This is a genomic window from bacterium (assembly GCA_030685015.1).
In the GTDB taxonomy this organism is placed as follows: Bacteria; CAIWAD01; CAIWAD01; order CAIWAD01; family CAIWAD01; genus CAIWAD01.
Genome location: JAUXWS010000019.1, coordinates 58,087 through 75,972 on the forward strand (window position 1 = coordinate 58,087; position 17,886 = coordinate 75,972).

At 67.4% G+C, this 17,886-nt stretch carries 13 protein-coding genes and 1 pseudogene; 9 read left to right on the top strand and 5 right to left on the bottom strand.

Going from position 1 to position 17,886, the window contains the following annotated elements; translation table 11 throughout:
- Positions 1–305: 305 nt before the first annotated feature.
- From Q8O14_02055 to Q8O14_02090, 8 genes are all read left to right on the top strand, one after another.
- Positions 306–752, top strand: coding sequence for a hypothetical protein (locus Q8O14_02055; protein ID MDP2359526.1), 447 nt, complete (start codon positions 306–308; stop codon positions 750–752).
- Positions 749–1,258, top strand: coding sequence for a hypothetical protein (locus tag Q8O14_02060; GenBank protein MDP2359527.1), 510 nt, complete (start codon positions 749–751; stop codon positions 1,256–1,258). Before Q8O14_02055 ends, Q8O14_02060 begins: the two co-directional genes overlap by 4 nt.
- Positions 1,255–5,316, top strand: coding sequence for a S8 family serine peptidase (locus Q8O14_02065; GenBank protein ID MDP2359528.1), 4,062 nt, complete (start codon positions 1,255–1,257; stop codon positions 5,314–5,316). Before Q8O14_02060 ends, Q8O14_02065 begins: the two co-directional genes overlap by 4 nt.
- A gap of 375 nt (positions 5,317–5,691) precedes the next feature.
- Complete coding sequence (locus Q8O14_02070) at positions 5,692–6,153, top strand: hypothetical protein (protein MDP2359529.1); 462 nt, start codon at positions 5,692–5,694, stop codon at positions 6,151–6,153.
- Positions 6,150–6,659: a hypothetical protein gene (locus Q8O14_02075; protein ID MDP2359530.1), complete on the top strand. Its 510-nt coding sequence runs from the start codon at positions 6,150–6,152 to the stop codon at positions 6,657–6,659. The genes Q8O14_02070 and Q8O14_02075 overlap by 4 nt, the downstream gene beginning before the upstream one ends.
- Complete coding sequence (locus Q8O14_02080) at positions 6,656–10,705, top strand: S8 family serine peptidase (GenBank protein ID MDP2359531.1); 4,050 nt, start codon at positions 6,656–6,658, stop codon at positions 10,703–10,705. Before Q8O14_02075 ends, Q8O14_02080 begins: the two co-directional genes overlap by 4 nt.
- Positions 10,706–10,956: 251 nt before the next feature.
- Positions 10,957–11,553, top strand: coding sequence for a transposase (locus tag Q8O14_02085; GenBank protein ID MDP2359532.1), 597 nt, complete (start codon positions 10,957–10,959; stop codon positions 11,551–11,553).
- 160 nt (positions 11,554–11,713) lie between these two features.
- Positions 11,714–12,133 (top strand): Rrf2 family transcriptional regulator, encoded by a 420-nt coding sequence (locus Q8O14_02090; GenBank protein ID MDP2359533.1) that lies wholly within the window; start codon positions 11,714–11,716, stop codon positions 12,131–12,133.
- Positions 12,134–12,363: 230 nt separating this feature from the next.
- Here the strand turns inward: Q8O14_02090 and Q8O14_02095 are convergent.
- The 5 genes and pseudogenes from Q8O14_02095 to mutS all read right to left on the bottom strand — a co-directional run bounded on the left by Q8O14_02095 (position 12,364) and on the right by mutS (position 17,329).
- Positions 12,364–12,909: pseudogene (locus tag Q8O14_02095) on the bottom strand (3'-5' exonuclease).
- 85 nt (positions 12,910–12,994) lie between these two features.
- Positions 12,995–13,522 (bottom strand): hypothetical protein, encoded by a 528-nt coding sequence (locus tag Q8O14_02100; protein ID MDP2359534.1) that lies wholly within the window; start codon positions 13,520–13,522, stop codon positions 12,995–12,997.
- Positions 13,523–13,526: 4 nt separating this feature from the next.
- Positions 13,527–14,276, bottom strand: coding sequence for a hypothetical protein (locus Q8O14_02105; protein MDP2359535.1), 750 nt, complete (start codon positions 14,274–14,276; stop codon positions 13,527–13,529).
- Entirely contained in the window at positions 14,273–14,695 is a 423-nt protein-coding gene (locus tag Q8O14_02110; protein ID MDP2359536.1) for a hypothetical protein, read from the bottom strand. The genes Q8O14_02105 and Q8O14_02110 overlap by 4 nt, the downstream gene beginning before the upstream one ends.
- 18 nt (positions 14,696–14,713) lie before the next feature.
- The gene (gene mutS / locus Q8O14_02115; protein MDP2359537.1) at positions 14,714–17,329 is read right to left on the bottom strand and encodes a DNA mismatch repair protein MutS; all 2,616 of its coding nucleotides are present in this window, start codon (positions 17,327–17,329) and stop codon (positions 14,714–14,716) included.
- A 36-nt stretch (positions 17,330–17,365) separates the two neighbouring features.
- Here mutS and tsaB point away from each other — a divergent pair.
- On the top strand, positions 17,366–17,886 hold a 521-nt coding region (gene tsaB / locus Q8O14_02120; protein ID MDP2359538.1), incomplete at its 3' end, for a tRNA (adenosine(37)-N6)-threonylcarbamoyltransferase complex dimerization subunit type 1 TsaB.

Here is a 17,886-nt window from a genome sequence, read left to right on the forward strand (position 1 = left end):
TGGCCCCCGATCCAGCCCGGATCGGGGGCCTTTCCCATGGGCCGGCCTTCTGGCCTCTTCGTCATGGGTCGGCATTTCCTTCCAGGATACCCGACCCTGTGTCGGACACCTGTCCGGGCATTCATCCAATTTTCCAGCATTTTGATTTCTCTTGCAGCTCTTGCTGAACTCGTTTAACATCCCACACGCATCATAGCCCTTGTCAAAAGGGCGCACACAGCATTGAGAAAACAACACACCGACGATTCCGCCGCGCGACGCAAGGCATTGGTCCGCACGGATGGTCGCCCCAGCAAGGAGGATCCATGAGACACGCATTCTGGTTGGCGCTCCTGCCCGGCCTGTTGTTCGCCTCCGGCGATCAGGCAAGGCAGGCCGACGCCCCGGGAGTGGCCGCGCCAGCCACTCCCGCCGCCACCGTGACGGCGCCGCCCCCGCCCCCCATCCCGGCGGACCTGGCCTGCAAGGAGGCGCTGGACGCCCTGGCCCTGGAGCGGCAGACTTTTGTCGAGTCCTTCGACTGGGGCCAAGCGGGTGATCCCGACGAGCTGGCCCGCCGCTACTCCCGCACCATGGACGACTTCGTCCGGCGGGAGCTGGAGATCAAGCGCGACTGGTACGAGGCCACCGGCCAGACCGACCTGCTGGCGGGGGTTGAAGCCAGCCTGGACCGCCTCACCCAACCGCAGCGACTCCTGCCTGAGATCGAGCAGGAGCGCGGCACGCCCATCGCCCCGGAGGTGACACCATGAGACGTTTCATTCTGGGCGGGCTGCTGGTCGCGTTGGCCACCGCCGTCCTGGCCCCCGCCGCCGGCGCCGAGGAGCGCCGCGTGGATGACGGGTTCTACACCATCGAAGAGCCGGCGGAACCCGCCGCGGCGGATCCCGCCCAGCTGGCGCCGGCCGCGGGCGACATCCCCGCTCCCCTTGTACCCGCGCCGCTGGCCGAGGTGCGCCAGCGCCATCGCATCGAACTCGAGACGCTGACCGCCGGCCTGGCCGCCGCCCGCGACCAGGCGGAGCGTGAATCCCTGGAGCGGCAGGCCATGGACCTCAAGCTCGCCCAGCAGCGCGAGGAGCTGCAGTGGCTAATGGCCGACGCCCTGGCCCGCGGCGACTCCGCCTACGCGGCGCAGTTGGGCGAGGCGCTGGACGCCCTGGTCCCCCGCCCCGCCCCGGTCCCCGTCACCTTGGTGCCCCGCGATCCCGCCACGGGCCGCGCCCTGGACAGCCGTGACGAGGGAGGTGTGAGATGAACAAGCTGTTGATGACATCCCTCCTGGCGCTGGGCCTCATGGCCACCAGCGCCCTGGCCCTGCGCGACCTCTCCCTCACGCAGCAGGGCGAGCTGCCCCGCGACCAGTTCGTCGACCTGATCAACCCCGACCACTACCGTCTGGATCTGCTGGTCGTCCAGTTCGTGGAGGACACGCGCATCCGATTGCGCGACGAGCAGCTGGTCTCCCTCGAAGGCCGCAATCTCTCCGCGGTGGACGCCTTCCTCAAGGCGCATCCGGAGATCACCGTGGAGCGCCTCTTCCAGAGCATGGGAGAAGAGGAGCTGGACGCCTACGTGGCCCTGGGCGAGCAGCGCAGCGGCATCGACGTGGCCGACCTCAACAACTTCTACCTCTTCCGCGTGGACGGCCGCAACAGCGACGCCAAGGGCCTGCTGCTTGACCTGCTCAAAGTGGAACTGGTGCAGACCTGCTACTACGAGCCCATCGGCCAGCCGGCCGTCTGCGGCAGCGATCCGGCGCCCGTCACGCCCAACTGGACGGCCAGCCAGGACTACCGCGAGGAGGCCCCCGCCGGCGTGGACATCCAGTACGCCTGGGCCTTCGATCCCACCTACGGCAACGGGGTCAGCAGCTACTGGTTCCAGGACTTGGAGTGGGGCTGGTGCGAGGACCACGAGGACTTTGCCTCCACCTTCCTCATCCGCAACCCGCCCGACTCCGGGACTGCCGATTTCTACAACCACGGCACGGCGGTGATGGGGATCGTGGGCGCCTGCGACGACGGCAAGGGCATGACCGGCCTGGTGCCGGACGTGCGTCTCACTGCCCGCGTGGTGAGCAACCATGCCAGTTACGCCGACGCCCTCATCGCCATCGGCGGAGACCTGTTGCTGGGCGAGACCTACCTCATCGAGATCCACGCCCCGGGTCCCAGCCAGGGCACCACCTGCTATTGCAACTGCGACCAGTTCCAATACATCGCCATCGAGTACTGGACGGCCAACTACAACGCCATCCTGGCCAACAGCACCAACGGACGCTACTGCATCGAGGCCGCCGGCAACGGCAGCATGGACCTGGACTGGGCCGGCTACGGCGGCGCCTTCAACCTGGGTGTGCGCGACAGCCAGGCCATCATCGTGGGCGCCGGCACCTCGGGCAGCGTGCACAACCCGGAGTGCTGGACCAACCACGGCACGCGCATCAGCGCCTACGGCTGGGGTAGCGGCGTCTACACGACCGGCTACGGCTACCTCTTCAACCAGACGGACTGCCAGCAGGACTACACCCATGACTTCGGCGGCACCTCCAGCGCCAGCCCCATCGTGGCCGGACCCGCCATCAGTCTGGCCCTCATCCACAACAACATGTACGGCAACTATCTAGCCCCCAGCACGCTGCGCACACGTCTCGCCATCAACGGCACGCCCCAGGGACCGACCGATCCCTGGAAGGAGATCAACGTGATGCCCAACATGAAGGGCATCCTGGCGCCGGACCTGCGACCCTACCTTTATGGGGACTGGGTGGCCAACATCGTCCCCTCCGACGTGACGGGAACCCACACCCTGCCCGCCAACCTGCTTCCGGCGCCGGCGACCACCTATTTCGACTGGGCCTGGCACAACGCCGGATTGTACGGGGCGGCCTCGCCGGCCCGCGCCTACCTCTACCAGGATGACGCCTACATCATCTACGCCTACAACAGCACGCTCAACCCCAACACCACGAGCAGCTACAGCGATTATGGCGTGGTGATGCGGGGCGGACTGCACTACATCAAGAACCAACTGGATGCGGACAACTTGGTCGACGAAAGTGTGGAGACCAACAACAAGCAGATCATCGCCTACCGCTGGGATCCGGTCGCACTGGCGTCCAATGCGCCCCAGTCCTTCAGCCGCGGCCCCAAGAAGAATCCGGAGGGCTACAGCTTCTACGCCTCGGACGGCTATGGCAACGGCGGCGGCTTCCCGGGCTGGTGGGATGTCACGGGCGTGATGCCGGCCACGGGCACGGACTACGACATCTACCTGTTCAACGTGGACCCCACGCCCACTAACGGCTGGACCACCACCGTGGCGGCCAGCGGCTCCGTCTCCGGCACGGACTTCGTGGGATGCAACAACAACACCACGACGGACGGCGATTTCACGGCGGTCATCAACTACAACGACTCCGCCGAGGGCTACACGGTGGAGCGGGAGGGCTCCGTCTACCTGGGCAGCCCCCCCGCCACGCAGAGCTTGGTGGGCAACTACAGCCTGGCCGCCGGCGAGATCCTGGACGTGTGGGAGATCAACTGCACGGCGGGCACGCCGGTCTGGTTCAACTTCGTGGCCACGGGCGGCACGGCAGACCTCGCCGTCTTCATCTTCGGGCCGTCCGCCACCTACTTCTCCCGCGGCGGCGCCACCTGGACGCTCAACACGGGCGGCGCCGGCGCCAGCGAGATGGGCATCTTCACACCCACCGCGTCCGGCTACCATGGCATCGTGGTGTGCAAGAACCTGGTCTACGACCTGGACGAGCACGTCAACTACAGCTTCTATTGGGGACCGCCCGCCGGCGACTTGGTCACCGTGGCCCGCGCCGGCTGGACGGCGCCCGTGGTGGCGCGCAACAGCGGCGGCAGCGTGGGCGTGCTGCCCGCCGTGCTGAACGAGGGCCCCAGCCTGGGTGACGCCGGCGTGGCCAACATCGGGATGGGCACCACCCCCGCCGGTCCCAACCTGGCCTTCCACCTGGACGGACCTTTCGTCTACAGCAGCGGGGACTTCGGCGCCCTGGCGCCGGGCTACGAGGGCGAGATCAGCGGCCGCAGCATCGGCACGGTCAAGGGCGGACGCCACGAGCTGGGCGCCATCCAGGACTACTTGGGCGAAGTGGCCGAACAGCTTCCCTATGGCGAGACCAACAACACCCATTACGAGCAGTACGCCTGGTCGCCCTTCGTGCCGACCAACCTGACGCCATTCTCGCGTGCGGCAGCCCCCAACTGGCGAAACTTCAACAACCCCGGCAACTGGGACCTGCCCGGCTTCAACCAGGACGGTTATCGCATCACGACCAGCTACTGGACAGGCTTTGCCGCCATGCCCACCATCGCCACGGAGCAACTCAACGTCTGGTCCTACAACGACGCCCTCACGGGGTCGACCACGGCCTTCCTCACGACCGTCGAGTCCAACTTTCCCGGTCCGGGGAGCATCAGCTTCACCATGTTCAACGGCAACGTGCTGGGGAACGGCCTGCAGAGGAACGTGGGTGTTTGCAACAACTGGGCCTACCCCAACGTGACTCCCACCACGCCCTACACCGTGCAAGTGAGCCCGCGGCTGCAGGATCTGCAGGCGGGTTACATCGTGAACGGCACCCTGGCCACGGGCGCGGGGGGCGGACAGCTGCTGCACACCTATGACATCTACCTGACCGCCGGGCAGAGCTACCAGCTCAACCTCTTCAACCGGTCCACCATCAACCTGGGGGCGGCCATCTTCCAGGCCGGGACATCCTTCAAGGGCCTGGACGACGCGGTGGCCGTCTTCAACGCGAACGGCGCCGGCCAACATGAGTCCGGGACCTACATGGCGACGACCACAGGCTGGCACGGCGTGGCGGTCTACCGCAGCGGCTACCAGGACCTGGGACCCGCCGCCGACTACGGCATCGTGGCGGGCAACTGGCGCCCGGCCCAGCCGCTCATCATCACCTTCACGCCGGTGGATTTCAGCCCGGGCAACGCCACGGTCTACGCCGAGATCACGCCGGTGACGACGGACATCAACGGCAACCCGCTCGTCATCGACCACTACAACCTGTACTACGACGACGATCCCTACATGGGCTCGCCGGGAGTCCTGCCCACCACGGCCACCAGCTGGTACCTCTACTACGGCAACGTCGGGATGCTGGAGCGAGGCTTCCTGCGCGTCACGGCGGTGGATAACAACGGTGTGCTGGTGGCGGACAGCCATCCGCATCTGCCCTTGCCGGACCCCATGGCCATCCAGCAGTATCCCATCGACCTCCTCACGCCCCAACCGGCGGGAGGCAGTGCGCCCTCTGAATAGAGTCCTCAACCAACAAACAGCGGCCGGCCCGGAAATCAATCTGGGCCGGCCTTTTTTCGGCAAAATCTGCCGAGGTGTCCGACCAAGGGTCGGACACCTGTCCAGCCAACCTGACACCGTCTCATGTAATGCATCACGCCCGTTGTAAAATCAACAGAAAAACAGGTTCAGTTAATGCGATTGTTAGTTTAACTGTTTGATTTTCCCCCCTCAGCATGTAGCTTGCCGCCCATTCTCGACTGAACTGGTCCTCTTATGAGGAGCATTATCGGGAAGGATGCCGGTCCCCCAGCCGGCTGCAACACAGCACAACCGGAACATCATCATCAGCCGTCGCTCCGGAAGGGGCGTCCGGCCCATCCTGAAGGAGGAGTCATGAAGCACGCAACTTGGATGGCCTGTGCCGTTCTGCTGGGCTTGTCCAGCGCCGGCCTCGCCGCCGAAGCGGACAGCCCGGGCCGCACGGAGGACGCCAACTTGACCGCCAGCGGCGTTCACGCCATCCCACAGCCGGTCGTCGTTGCCGACAACCCGCACCAGCAGGCCATCCTGGCATTGCACCAGGAGCGGCAGGCCTACGTCGAGGCCTTCGACTGGAACCGCGCGGGGGACCGCCAGGCCCTGAAGGGCGAGTATGCCGCAACCATGGACAGCTTTGAGCTGCGCGAGCTGGAGCTGAAGATCGACTGGTATGAGGCGACCGGGCAGACCCAGCTGTTGGAGCGCACTCGCGCCACCCTGGAGCGTCGCACCAATCCCGCCAGGCAGCTACCTGACATCGCGGGCGACCGCCTGCCCTCCACCGAGGTGAATCAGCAGCCGGAGGTGACCCGATGAACAAGTCCCTCATCCTTGCCTGCCTGCTGGCCGGACTGGCCTCCGCCAGCTTGGCCGTTGACGGCGAGATCCAGGATCGGCGCGACGACAACGCCACCTATCGTCCGGCGGAGCCGGATCAGGTGGAGGCCGGACCGGCCGCCGTGGCCGGCCCCCTGACCCCCGAGCGCGCCCAGACTCCCAGCGGTCCGCTGGTCGAGATGCGCCAGCGCCATGCCGCCGAGCTTGAAGCGCTGGTGCAAGCCTTTGACCAGGCCCGTGACGAAAGCGAGCGGCAGAGCCTGGAGCGCCAGGCGGCCTCGCTCAAGCTGGCCCATTCCCGGGAAGAGCTGGGTCTGTTCCGCGAAGCGGCCCTGGCCCGCGGCGATGAAGCACGGGTCCTGGACCTGGAGCAAGCCCTGAGCGATCTGGAGCCCCGTCCTGCGACGCCGGCCAACGTGTTCGTGCCGCGCGATGCAACCACCGGCCGTGCCCTGAATGGCTCCGAGGAAGGAGGTGCCCGATGAGAAAGCTGATCCTTTGCAGTGTGCTGGCCGCCTTGGGCACGGGCCTGCTGGCCTCCGACGCTCACGCCCTGCGCAACCTGGCCCTCAAGCAGCAAGGCGAGCTGCCCCGCGACCTGTATGTCGACTTGATCGATCCGGACCACGTCTACCTGGACAAGCTGGTGGTGAAGTTCGTCGAGGACACGCGCATCCGCTTGCGCGACGAGCGCCTGGTCTCGCTGGAAGGCTGGGGCTTGTCGGGCCTCGACTCCTTCCTCAAGGCCAACCCCTCCATCACGGTCGAGCGTCTCTTCGAGAGCATGGGCGAGGAGGAGCTGGACAGCTACGTGGCGGAGGGCGAGCGCTTGAGTGGCTGGGACGTGGCCGACCTCAACAACTGGTACCTCTTCCGCATCGAGGGCCGCAACGCGGACGCCCAGGCCCTGCTCCTTGACCTGCTCAAGCTGGACTTGGTGCAGACAGGCTACTACGAGCCCATTGCGTCCCCCGCCGTCTGCGGCAGCGATCCGGCCCCCGTCACGCCCAACTGGGCGGCCAACCAGGACTACCGCGAGGCGGCGCCCACCGGCATCGACATCGATTACGCCTGGGCGCATGACCCCACTTACGGCAATGGTGTCTCCAGCTACTGGTTCCAGGATCTGGAGTGGGGCTGGTGCGAGGACCATGAGGACTTCGCCAGCACCTTCACCATCCGCAACACGCCCGATTCCACCGACCCCGATTTCTTCAACCACGGCACGGCGGTGGTTTCCATCGTGGGCGCCTGCGACGACGGCAAGGGCGTCACCGGCCTCGTGCCGGATTGCCGCATGACCGCCCGCGTGGTGAGCAACCACGCCAGCACGGCGGCCGCCCTCATCGCCATTGGCAGCGACCTGATCACGGGCGAAACCTACTTGATCGAGATGCATGCCCAGGGTCCCGACCAGGGCACCACCTGTGTCTGCAACTGCACCCAGTTCCGCTACATCGCCATGGAGTACTGGCAGGCCAACTTCGACGCCATCCTGGCCAACAGCACCAACGGCCGCTTCTGCGTCGAGGCCGCCGGCAACGGCAGCATGGACCTGGACTGGGCCGGCTATGCCGGCGCCTTCAACCTCAACGTGCGCGACAGCCAAGCCATCATCGTGGGCGCCGGCACCTCGGGCGCCGTGCACAATCCCACTTGCTGGACCAACCACGGCACGCGCATCAGCGCCATGGGCTGGGGTGAGAACGTCTATGCCGCGGGTTATGGCGGCCTCTTCAACCAGACCGGCTGCCAGCAGGATTACACGTCCACGTTCAGCGGCACCTCCAGCGCCAGCCCCATCGTCACGGGCGCGGCCATCTCCCTGGCCTTGATCCACAACGCCCAGGAGGGCAGCTATCCTTCCCCCCTCACCCTGCGCAGCCGCCTGCAGACCAACGGCACGCCGCAAGGCCCCACGGACACGTGGAAGGAGATCAACGTCCTGCCCAACATGAAGGGCATCCTCGCCCCCGACCTGGAGCCCTACGCGCCGGGTGGCTGGGCGGCCCCCATCGTCCCCTCCAATGTGACGGGTACCACCGTGCTGCCCGCCAGCCTGCCGCCGGCCCCGGCCGACACCTACTTCGATTTCGCCTGGGTGAACTGGAGCCGCTACGGCAGCGTGCCCAACTCCTGGTCCTACATCTACCGGGACGACGTGCTCTTCTTCACGGCCCTCGCCGCCAACCACGCCCCCTTCACCTACCGCCATGCCACCGACTGGGCTGGCGCGGTGCGGGGTGGCCTGCACTACATGCGCCAGACCTGCGACCCCAACGGCATCGTGGATGAGAGCGTGGAGACCAACAACGGCTACGTGGTGGGTTACCGCTGGGCGCCCACGGCCATCGCCAACAACGTCCCGCAGACATTCACCCGGGGTCCCAACCGCAGTCCACAGGGGTACAGCACCTTTGCGCTGGACGGATACTCCAACGGTGGCAACTTCACTGGCTGGTGGGATGTCTTCGCCGTGATGCCCGCCAACGCCTCCGACTACGACATCTACATGTACAACACCAATCCCACGCCCACGACGGGCTGGAACTCCACCGTGGCCGTTTCGGCCGGCGTCAGCACAGTGGATTTCGTGGGCTGCAACAACAACAGCACGAGCGACGGTGATTACGTGGGTATCATCAACTACTCCAACAGCGACGAAAGCTACACGATTGAGGGCGAGGGCTCGACCTACATCAGTGTGCCGCCCGCCGTTCCCACCCTCGCCTCCAGCGGCGCCATCGCCGCCGGCGAGATCATCGACGTGCTCGAGATGCAGATCACGGCCCTTGACCCGGTCCACTTCGTCCTGGACATCACCTCGGGCAACGCCGACCTGGCCCTCTTCATCTTCGGCCCCACCTCCACCTACTTCGCCCGCTCCGGGGCCCAGTGGACGCTGAACGGCGCCGGCAACGGCGGCGACGAGGCGGGCACCTTCACGCCCACCGCCACCGGCTTCCACGGCATCGTCATCTGCAAGAACCTGCGCACCCAGGTGGGCGAGAGCGCCGGCTACAGCCTCTACTGGGGTCCCCCCGCCGGCGACCTGACGCACACCACCCTGGCCGGCTGGACGGCCCCCGTCGTGGCCCGCAATGCCGGCTCCGTGGGCGTGCTGCCCGCCGTGCTGAATGAGGGCACGACCTACGCCGACGCCGGCCTCATCAACATCGGCGCCGGCACCATGGCGAGCGGATCGAACCTGGCCTTCTACCTGGACGGTCCTTTCGTCTACAGCAGCGGCAACTTCTCCGCGCTGGCGCCGGGCTGGACGGGCTCCATCAGCAACCGCGACATCGGCACGGTCAAGGGCGGCCGCCACGAGCTGGGTTCGGTGATCGACTATCTGAGTGAAGTGGCGGAAGAACTGCCCAACGGCGAGACCAACAACGCCCACTTCGCGCAGTACGCCTGGGCACCCTATGCCCTGGCCCAGCTGACGCCCCTGTCGCGGACGCCGGCGCCGAACTGGATCAACAGCAACAACCCGAACGCCTGGTCCAATCCCGGCTTCAATCAGGACGGCTACCAGCTGAGCACGACCTATTGGACCGGCGTGGCCGCCATGCCCACCATCGGTTCGGAGCAGCTCAATGTCTGGGCCTATGATGACGCCGACAATGGGTCGAGCTCGGCCTTCATCGCCACGGTGGAGTCCAACTTCCCGGCCCCGGGCGAGATCAGCTTCATCATGGCCAACGGCAATGTGCTGGGCAACTATGTGACGCGGAATGTGGGCGTCACCAACAACTGGGGCTATCCTGGCGTCATCCCCAGCACCAACTACACAGTGCAGATGAGCCAGCGGATCGCCGACCTCCTGGTGGGCACGGCCACTGCCGGCACCCTGAACGCCGGTGCTGGAGGCGGGCAGATCCTCCACACCTATGACATCAACCTCGTTGCGGGCGAGACCTATCCCATCAACCTGCGCAACTTCAGCACGGTGAACCTGGGCGTGGCCCTCTTCGAGGCCGGCCAGAGCTTCACCAGCCTGGACAACGCGACGGCCGTGTTCAACAGCGGGGGCTCCGGACAGAACGAGGCCGGGACCTTCACCGCCTCCGTCAGTGGTTGGCACGGCGTGGCGGTCTACCGCAGCGCCTCCACCGACCTGGGGCCGGCCGCTTCCTACAACCTGTCCATCGGTTCGCGCAAGCCGGCGACGCCGCTCATCGTCTCCATCGTGCCGGTTGACTTCACGGGCGGCAACGCCATCGTGCACGTGGAGATCACACCGGTCAACCAGGACATCAACGGCAACCCCATCGTGGTGGACTACTACAACCTCTACTACGACGACAACGGCTACATGACCTCTCCCGGCGTGGAGGCCACGACTGGCACCAGCCTGGACCTCTACTACCACAACGTGGGCATGACGCAGCAGGGTTATCTGCGCGTGACGGCCGTGGACGTGGATGGTGTGGTGGTGGCGGATACCAATCCCGACCAGCCCCTGCCCGATGCGCGGACGACGCCGCGGGCTCCGGCGGGCTTCCTGCAGGTGGCGCAAGGCAGGTAGCCCAGACTTCAGTCCAACCCCTGCCGGCCCGTGTCGCATGACGCGGGCCGGCACTTTTTACCAAGGTGTCCGACCATGGGTCGGACACCTGTCAGTAATTCTCAACGCCGGCCCAATTCATCATTCATATTCCTCCTGTGAGCGGAACCGCTGCCCGTTGAACGGCATTGTCCCCCCTGTGCCGGCGTGTGCCGGCCTTTTACACAGGAGCCACAATGTCACACCCTCCTCGACAGGATCATCCCGGCACCATGCATCATGCCATCGTGCGCGCCCGCAATCGGGAGCCGGTCTTCCACAACGATGGTGATCGCTGGGACTACCTGAACCTCCTGCACCGACACTCGCGGGCGACACAAACGGAGATCCACGCGTGGGTGCTCATGAGCAATCACGTGCATCTTCTTGTCACTGTTCGACGCGAGGGTGGCCTGGCGGGTCTTTTGCGATTGGCAAACGGAACCTACAGCCGTGACTACAATCGCCGCCATGGCCGCATGGGCAGCAACTGGCAGCCCCACGCCACCATCAAGCCGGTCGTCTTCCTCGATTACTGTGTCAGCTGCCATCTCTACATCGAGACCAATCCCGTGCGGGCTGGCTTGGTCCAGCGGCCAGAGGACTATCGGTGGTCCTCCTGTCGGCAACACATGCTTGGAACCTGTGATGGCATCACCAATGACTGCCCATGGTATGCCGCGCTGGGCCGATCCGCCAAGCGTCGGTTGAATGTCTATCAACACCTCATGCACCGCTACATGGACAAGCTGAGCCGGCAAAAGGAGCTGGGCGGTGCTGACAAAGACCGAGGCTGGATCACTGTGGAAGCCGACCTGCGGATTCCTTAGGCCCGCGGCATGGCTGCAGGGATGGGCAACAATGTCCAGGGTGTCCGACCCATGGTCGGACACCTGCCCAGGGAATCATCCATCTGCCCCGTCAAATGTGGACATTATCGTCCTCTTTGTACCTTGCCTGTGGCGACATCTCCAGCAAGCAAGGCCACAGATGATTTCCCAGACAGCCGAGTACGCCCTGCGCGCCATGGTCTTCCTGGCTGAGAATGCGGAGGAGGCCCTGCCCGTGCCAATCATCGCCGAGCATACCAGGGTTCCCGCCGGCTACTTGTCGAAGGTCCTGCAGGGATTGGTGCGCAGCGGGCTGGTGGAGTCCCGGCGCGGGTTGCGGGGCGGATTCCGGCTGGCACGGGGACCGGCGGATTTGAATCTGCTCGAGATCGTCAACAGCGTCTCACCCATTGAGCGAATCACGACCTGCCCCCTCGGCCTGCCCTATCATGAGGGCCGCCTCTGCTCTCTGCATCAGCGCCTGGACGAGGCCATCGGCCACTTCGAGCGGAGCTTCCGCGAGACCACTCTGGCCGACCTCATGGCCGAACAAGCGGGCAAGACCTTCAACCGGGATTGAGCGCGCGGCACGTGGCCGACTGGCCCATCGACCGCCCGCGACAGGCGGCAATCCACACCCAAGCTCTCCACGCCGAACCACCGTCCGGTTCTGCCGCCGGCAAAGGTTCAGCCGGTGGGTTCAGTGGGTCGATTCCTTCGGCGGCGACGCCATCTGGAATGGCGGGGAAGGTCGTCCTTGCGCTCCTCCGCGGGTTCTTCGCGGCATAGGTCCAGCAGTTCCGCGGGCGACAGGCCCAGGGCCTGGCAGACGCGATAGGCGGCGAAGGCGTCGTTGGCGGCGTAGACCAGTTGCGCCTCCGACAGGCGCGTGGCGCCCCAGTTGGATGTCGTCATCCGCTTCGACTTGACCAGGCGCTGACCGAACATGACCGCCACGGCGCTGCGCGCTCCCAGGTGTCGGGTCAGACCCCGGCGGCGGAAGACCGTGTTGAGGTCCACCAATCCCGCCGGGGTCGTCCCGAAGAGGCGCTGGATCTGGCTGAGATCCCCCTCCAGCCCGAAACCCGCCTTGACAACGGCGGAGGAGGCCAGCAAGCGGGCCACGCATTGCCGGGCGGCCCCGTCCTGCAGCTGGAAGATCCAGGCGCGCTCCGCCGTGGCAAACTGCACGACATGCGGTCCGGCCGCCAACTCACCGGCCACGAAGACAGGTCGTGATTCCGTGTCGAAGCCCAGCAACGGACAGGCCTGGAGCGTCTCGAAGGCCGCCGCGGCCGCCTCGCCCGAGGACACCAGCTCGATGGACTCCGGCCCCAGGCGCGGGAAGAGTCCCATGGCGGCGATCGCCTCCCGGCCGGGCAGACATGCCTGCTCTGGTGGGGACGGCGTGGGATTGGAGCTTGCCGGAGGGCTGTTCGGCTCAGGCATCCGGCCTGGTCTCCCGCGCTTCCGGGTAGAACTCCTCCAGCATCCGATGCACGCACCGCTCCAGTTCGGCGATCCCCTCGAGGTACTCGTCGCGGGCTGCCTCGACGAAATCGTAAATGCCGCCGTCGTCGCGAAAACGATCCTCGGGGTGGTACTCCGTGACGACATGCACGCCGTGCGGCACCAGATCCGTGTCGCCGCCCAGCTCCCAGAGGGCGGCCTCGCGGTGGGCCGGCTCCATCCCGACCACCAGGTCCGCCTCCCGCAGCAGGAAGTGGCTGAGCGGTCTGCTGCGGTGGCCGCGCAAGTCCACGCCGCGCCGGGCCAGCGCCTCGACCGTCAAGGCGGCGGCCGGCTCCCCCGTGATGCGCAGGCTGCCGCAACTGGCCGTTGCCACCTGTCCCAGGGCGTGGCGGTCCAGCCAGAGGCGGGCGATCGCCTCCGCCGCCGGGCTGCGACAGATGTTGCCCGAGCAGACGAAGAGGATGCGCCGCGGCGCGGGGATGTTCTCTACAAACACGGCCCTACTCCTCCCGCCTCATGCGATCCAGGACGCCATCGGCGGGAATCCACTCGACCAGCACGCGCCAAGGAATGAGGATGTCGAAGGCGCCCTCGGAGTAGGAAGCAGCCTCGTACTCGTTGACCACGTAGCGCAAACCGTCGGCGACCGGAGCGGCATCCTGCAGGCGAAGCGTGCCGAACCCGGGCCAGTCGCCCGCCAGGACAGCCGAAGCCCCCTGTAGACGCAGCCGCCCCACCAACTGGCGGTTCAGTTCCGCCTCCAGGGCGCCGTTCCAGGTGAGCAATCCACCCAGGGAGACAGGCTGCAGCTCGCCCTCGGCCCAGGCCAGGATGCGAAAGCGCGTCTGTTCGCTGCCGTGGGCGGCGCCGCTCCAATATTCTGACACGTGCTCCCGCAGACTGACCAACTCGGGCGTTGCCCATTCGACCGTGAGACGCGCCCACTGGAAACTGGCCGGTCCGGACAGAGCCTCGTCCGCGTCCAGATCCTCCCCCGCCATCTCGTCGTCCCGGGCCAGATCCTCCGCCTCCTGGATGGCTTCGCCGGCGCGGCGCCGCGCTTCCTCCACCACCAGACGGTTCAGCGGGGCACTCCAGGGGGCCTCGCACTCCAGGCGGTGGAAGACGAAGCCGAACTCCAGTTCCCTGTCCTGGACCACCACCGAGTCCAAGGCCAGCCGACAGGGCAGGACGGTGAGCTGGGCGGCGGCCGTCGTGGCCAGCGCCAGAACCAGGGTAACGCGCTTCATGCCTCCCTCCCTTCATGACGCGCGCCCAGCAGCATGCCCGCCCAGGCCGCCGCGCCGATCATGGGCAGATCGATCAGGGCGAACCAGGCGGGGTGGGCACTCGACACCACCTTCATGGCTACGATACTCAGCATCAGCAGGCCAACCACGAGACCCACCGGGCGGCCCTTGGGTCCGGCCAAACGCACACCCACCCAAGCGCCGACCAGGGTGCCCAGCACATGGGCGAGCAGGACAGTGACGAGCGCGCCCACGGGAAGCTCGCCCAGGCGCCCGGCCACGTCCACCGGATCACCCGGATCCAGTCCCGCCGGCAGAGGAAACAGCCGGTACCCCATCACTTCGAGGCCCTTTGTAACGACCAAGGCCGCCGCCATGCCGCCCAGCAGGGCGAGCATCAAGCGCAGATTCTTGCTCATCCCGTCCCCTCCGTCATCTCAATCCAGCAGGCCCCGCAATTCGATCAGCAGGCGCATGGCCTCCAGGGGCGTCATGTTCTCCAGGTCGGCGGCACGCAGCCGCTCGCGCAGGTCCTGGTCCGGCGCGGCGAAAAGCGCCAACTGCGCGGTGCGGGCCGTCTCCGCCGCCGACGGCCGCTGTTGCAGCACGGGCGTGCGGTCGGCCGCGTATTCCTGGCTCTCAAGCTGGGCCAGCACCTCGCGGGCACGCTGCAGCACCTCGCGCGGCAGGCCGGCCATGCGCGCCACGTCGATGCCGTAGCTGTGGCTGCAGCCGCCCGGCAGGATGCGCCGCGTGAAGAGGATGCGCTCCCCGAACTGGCGCACCTCGATGTTGGCGTTGCGCAGGCGGGGCAGGCTCTGCTCCAAATCCACCAGCTCGTGGTAATGGGTGGCGAAGAGGGTGAGGGCGCGGCGCCCCGGCGCGTCGTGGAGGAACTCGGTGATGGCCCAGGCCAGGCTCAACCCGTCGAAGGTGCTGGTGCCGCGTCCGATCTCGTCCAGCAGGACGAGGCTGCGGTCCGTGGCGTGGTTGAGGATGAAGGCCGTCTCCTGCATCTCGACGAGGAAGGTGGACTCGCCCTTGGCCAGGTTGTCGCTGGCGCCGACCCGGGTGAAGATCTGGTCGCGCAGGGGAATGGTCGCCTGCGCGGCTGGCACATAGGAGCCCATGTGCGCCAGCAGCGTGATGAGGCCGACCATGCGCAGATAGGTGCTCTTGCCCGCCATGTTCGGCCCGGTGAGCAGCAGGACCTGCTCGCGCCCGCTGGAGAGCGTGACATCGTTGGGCACGAAGCGCTCGCCGGCGGGCAGCACCAGCTCCACCACCGGATGGCGTGCCTGGCGCAGGTGCAGTTCGCCCTCCTCGACCATCACCGGACGGCACCAGGAGCGGCGGCGGGCCAGCTCGGCCAGGCTGGCCAGCAGATCCAGCTCCGCCAGGTGGCGGGCATCCCGCTGCAGAGCGCCGTAGTGCGGCCGCAACCATTCCGTCAGCTGGCGGAAGAGGCGCTCCTCCAGCTCCAGCACACGCTCCTCGGCGTGGAGGACCTTGTCCTCGTAGCTCTTCAGCTCCTCCGTGATGTAGCGCTCGGCCCCCACCAGGGTCTGGCGGCGCTGGTAGCGCTCGGGCACGCGGTCCAGGTTGGAACGGGAGATCTCGATGTGATAGCCGAAGATCTTGTTGTGGCGGATCTTGAGATTGGCGATGCCGCTCGCCTCGCGTTCCTGCTGCTCGTAGGATTTCAGCCAGTCCCGCCCGTGGGCAAGGATCTCGCGCAGTTCGTCCAGGTCGGTGTCCACGCCGTCGCGGATGATGCCGCCCTGCGAGAGCGAGAGGGGCGGGCTGTCCACCAGGGTCTGGGTGATGCGGCTGAGCACGTCCGGCAGGGGATCCAGCCCATCCGCCAGCTGCCCCAGGCGCCCTTCCGTCTGGCCCGCCAGCAAGTCCCGCACGGCGGGCACCACGGCCAGCCCGGCGGCAAGGGCGCGCAGGTCGCGGCCGTTGGCCTTGCCCGCCGCCAGGCGCCCGATGAGTCGCTCCAGGTCGCCCACCGGCTTCAGCAGCGCGGCCAGGCGCTCGCCGCGCCGCTCCTCGATCAGCCCCGCCACCGCCTCCTGGCGCGGGCGGATCTCCTCCAGCCTGCCCGGCACCGCCCACAGCCAGGAGCGCAGCAGGCGGCGGCCCATGGGCGTCACCGCCTGGTCCAGCACGGAGAGGAGGGTGGGGCCCTGTTCGTCGCCGGAGAGGGTTCGGGTCAGTTCCAGGTTGCGTCGCGTGGCGGGATCCAGCAGCAGGCAACCGCCCAGGTCGTGGCGGGCGGGGGGACTGAAGTGCTCCAGGGGCGAGCGCAGATTCTCCCGGGCATAGGCCAGCAGCGCGCCGGCGCAGGCCGCCGCCTGGGGCAGCTCCTCCAGGCCGAAGCCCTTCAGGCTCTGCGTGCCATAGTGCTCCCGGAGGTCGCGGGCGGCCACCGTGGGGTCGAAGAACCAGTCCTCCAGCCGTGTCAGCACGGCGGAGCCAACCAGGTCCGCCACCTCGCGGCCGCGCCCCTCGCCGGCGCGGGCCAGGGAGCGGGAGACGAGCAGCTCGGCTGGCTCAAGGGACGCGAGGAGCAGGCGCAGATCCCGCGGGCTGAAGGAGCCGGCGCGGAACTCACCGGTCGTCACATCGGCCCAGGCCAGGGCCCAGCCGGGGCCATCCTCCGCCAGCGCAGCCAGGTAGTTGTTTCGCTGGGCGCTGACCACCGCCTCGCTGAAGTTGGTGCCGGCGGTGACCACTTCCACTACATCCCGCCGCACCAGCCCCTTGGCTTTCCTGGGGTCCTCCACCTGCTCGCAGACCGCCACGCGGTGCCCGGCGCGCACCATGCGGGCCAGGTTCGGCTCCAGCGCGTGGTAGGGGAAGCCGGCCAGGGGCACGTTCTCGCCACCCTGCTGGCCGCGGCTGGTCAGGGCCAGGCCCAGCACTTCATGGGCGATGCGGGCGTCCTCGAAGAACATCTCGTAGAAGTCCCCGAGGCGGTAGAGGAGAAGCGCGTCCGGGACCTCCCGCTTCAGCGCCCAGTACTGCTCGAGCATCGGCGTGGTCCGCATCGGAAGGGCGGCGATGCTAGCATCGCGAGAACGCCGATGAGGCTCCTCGCCATCGACACGGCGACCCCCCGACCGTCCCTCGCCGTCGTCCCGGGCGCCTCGGAACCGTTGACGGCCGAGCTCCCGCGGCAGGGGGCAGAGGTTCTGGCGTCCGCCGTCGCCGACCTCCTCTCCCGGGCGGGCCTCGCCCCGAGGGACCTCGACCGGATCGCCGTCGTCTCCGGCCCCGGCTCCTTCACCGGCCTGCGCTCCTCCCTCGCTTTCGCGCGTGGCCTCGCCCGCGCCGCGGAGGCCGTCCTCGTCCCGGTGCCGACGTTCGAGGCCGCGAGCGAGGCGATCCCGGCTCCTCCCGATGCCGATTTCCTCCTCGACGCCCTCAGGGGCGAGGTCCACCGGCGGCGCCGCCGGAACGGGTCGCTGGAGCCCTCCGAGACGCGCCTCGGACGAGAGGCGGCCCTGGCCGAGGCGGACGGCGACGGCGTCCCGGCCATCGACCTCGGAGCCCGGGCGGAGCCCCTCGCCCTCGTCGCGGCGGCGCTCGCTTCCCGCGCGCCCGG

Coding starts and splice junctions, on each gene's coding strand:
- Q8O14_02055 (MDP2359526.1), top strand. CDS start 306: ATGAGACACGCATTCTGGTTGGCGCTCCTGCCCGGCCTGTTGTTCGCC.
- Q8O14_02060 (MDP2359527.1), top strand. CDS start 749: ATGAGACGTTTCATTCTGGGCGGGCTGCTGGTCGCGTTGGCCACCGCC.
- Q8O14_02065 (MDP2359528.1), top strand. CDS start 1,255: ATGAACAAGCTGTTGATGACATCCCTCCTGGCGCTGGGCCTCATGGCC.
- Q8O14_02070 (MDP2359529.1), top strand. CDS start 5,692: ATGAAGCACGCAACTTGGATGGCCTGTGCCGTTCTGCTGGGCTTGTCC.
- Q8O14_02075 (MDP2359530.1), top strand. CDS start 6,150: ATGAACAAGTCCCTCATCCTTGCCTGCCTGCTGGCCGGACTGGCCTCC.
- Q8O14_02080 (MDP2359531.1), top strand. CDS start 6,656: ATGAGAAAGCTGATCCTTTGCAGTGTGCTGGCCGCCTTGGGCACGGGC.
- Q8O14_02085 (MDP2359532.1), top strand. CDS start 10,957: ATGCATCATGCCATCGTGCGCGCCCGCAATCGGGAGCCGGTCTTCCAC.
- Q8O14_02090 (MDP2359533.1), top strand. CDS start 11,714: ATGATTTCCCAGACAGCCGAGTACGCCCTGCGCGCCATGGTCTTCCTG.
- Q8O14_02105 (MDP2359535.1), bottom strand. CDS start 14,276: ATGAAGCGCGTTACCCTGGTTCTGGCGCTGGCCACGACGGCCGCCGCC.
- Q8O14_02110 (MDP2359536.1), bottom strand. CDS start 14,695: ATGAGCAAGAATCTGCGCTTGATGCTCGCCCTGCTGGGCGGCATGGCG.
- mutS (MDP2359537.1), bottom strand. CDS start 17,329: ATGCGGACCACGCCGATGCTCGAGCAGTACTGGGCGCTGAAGCGGGAG.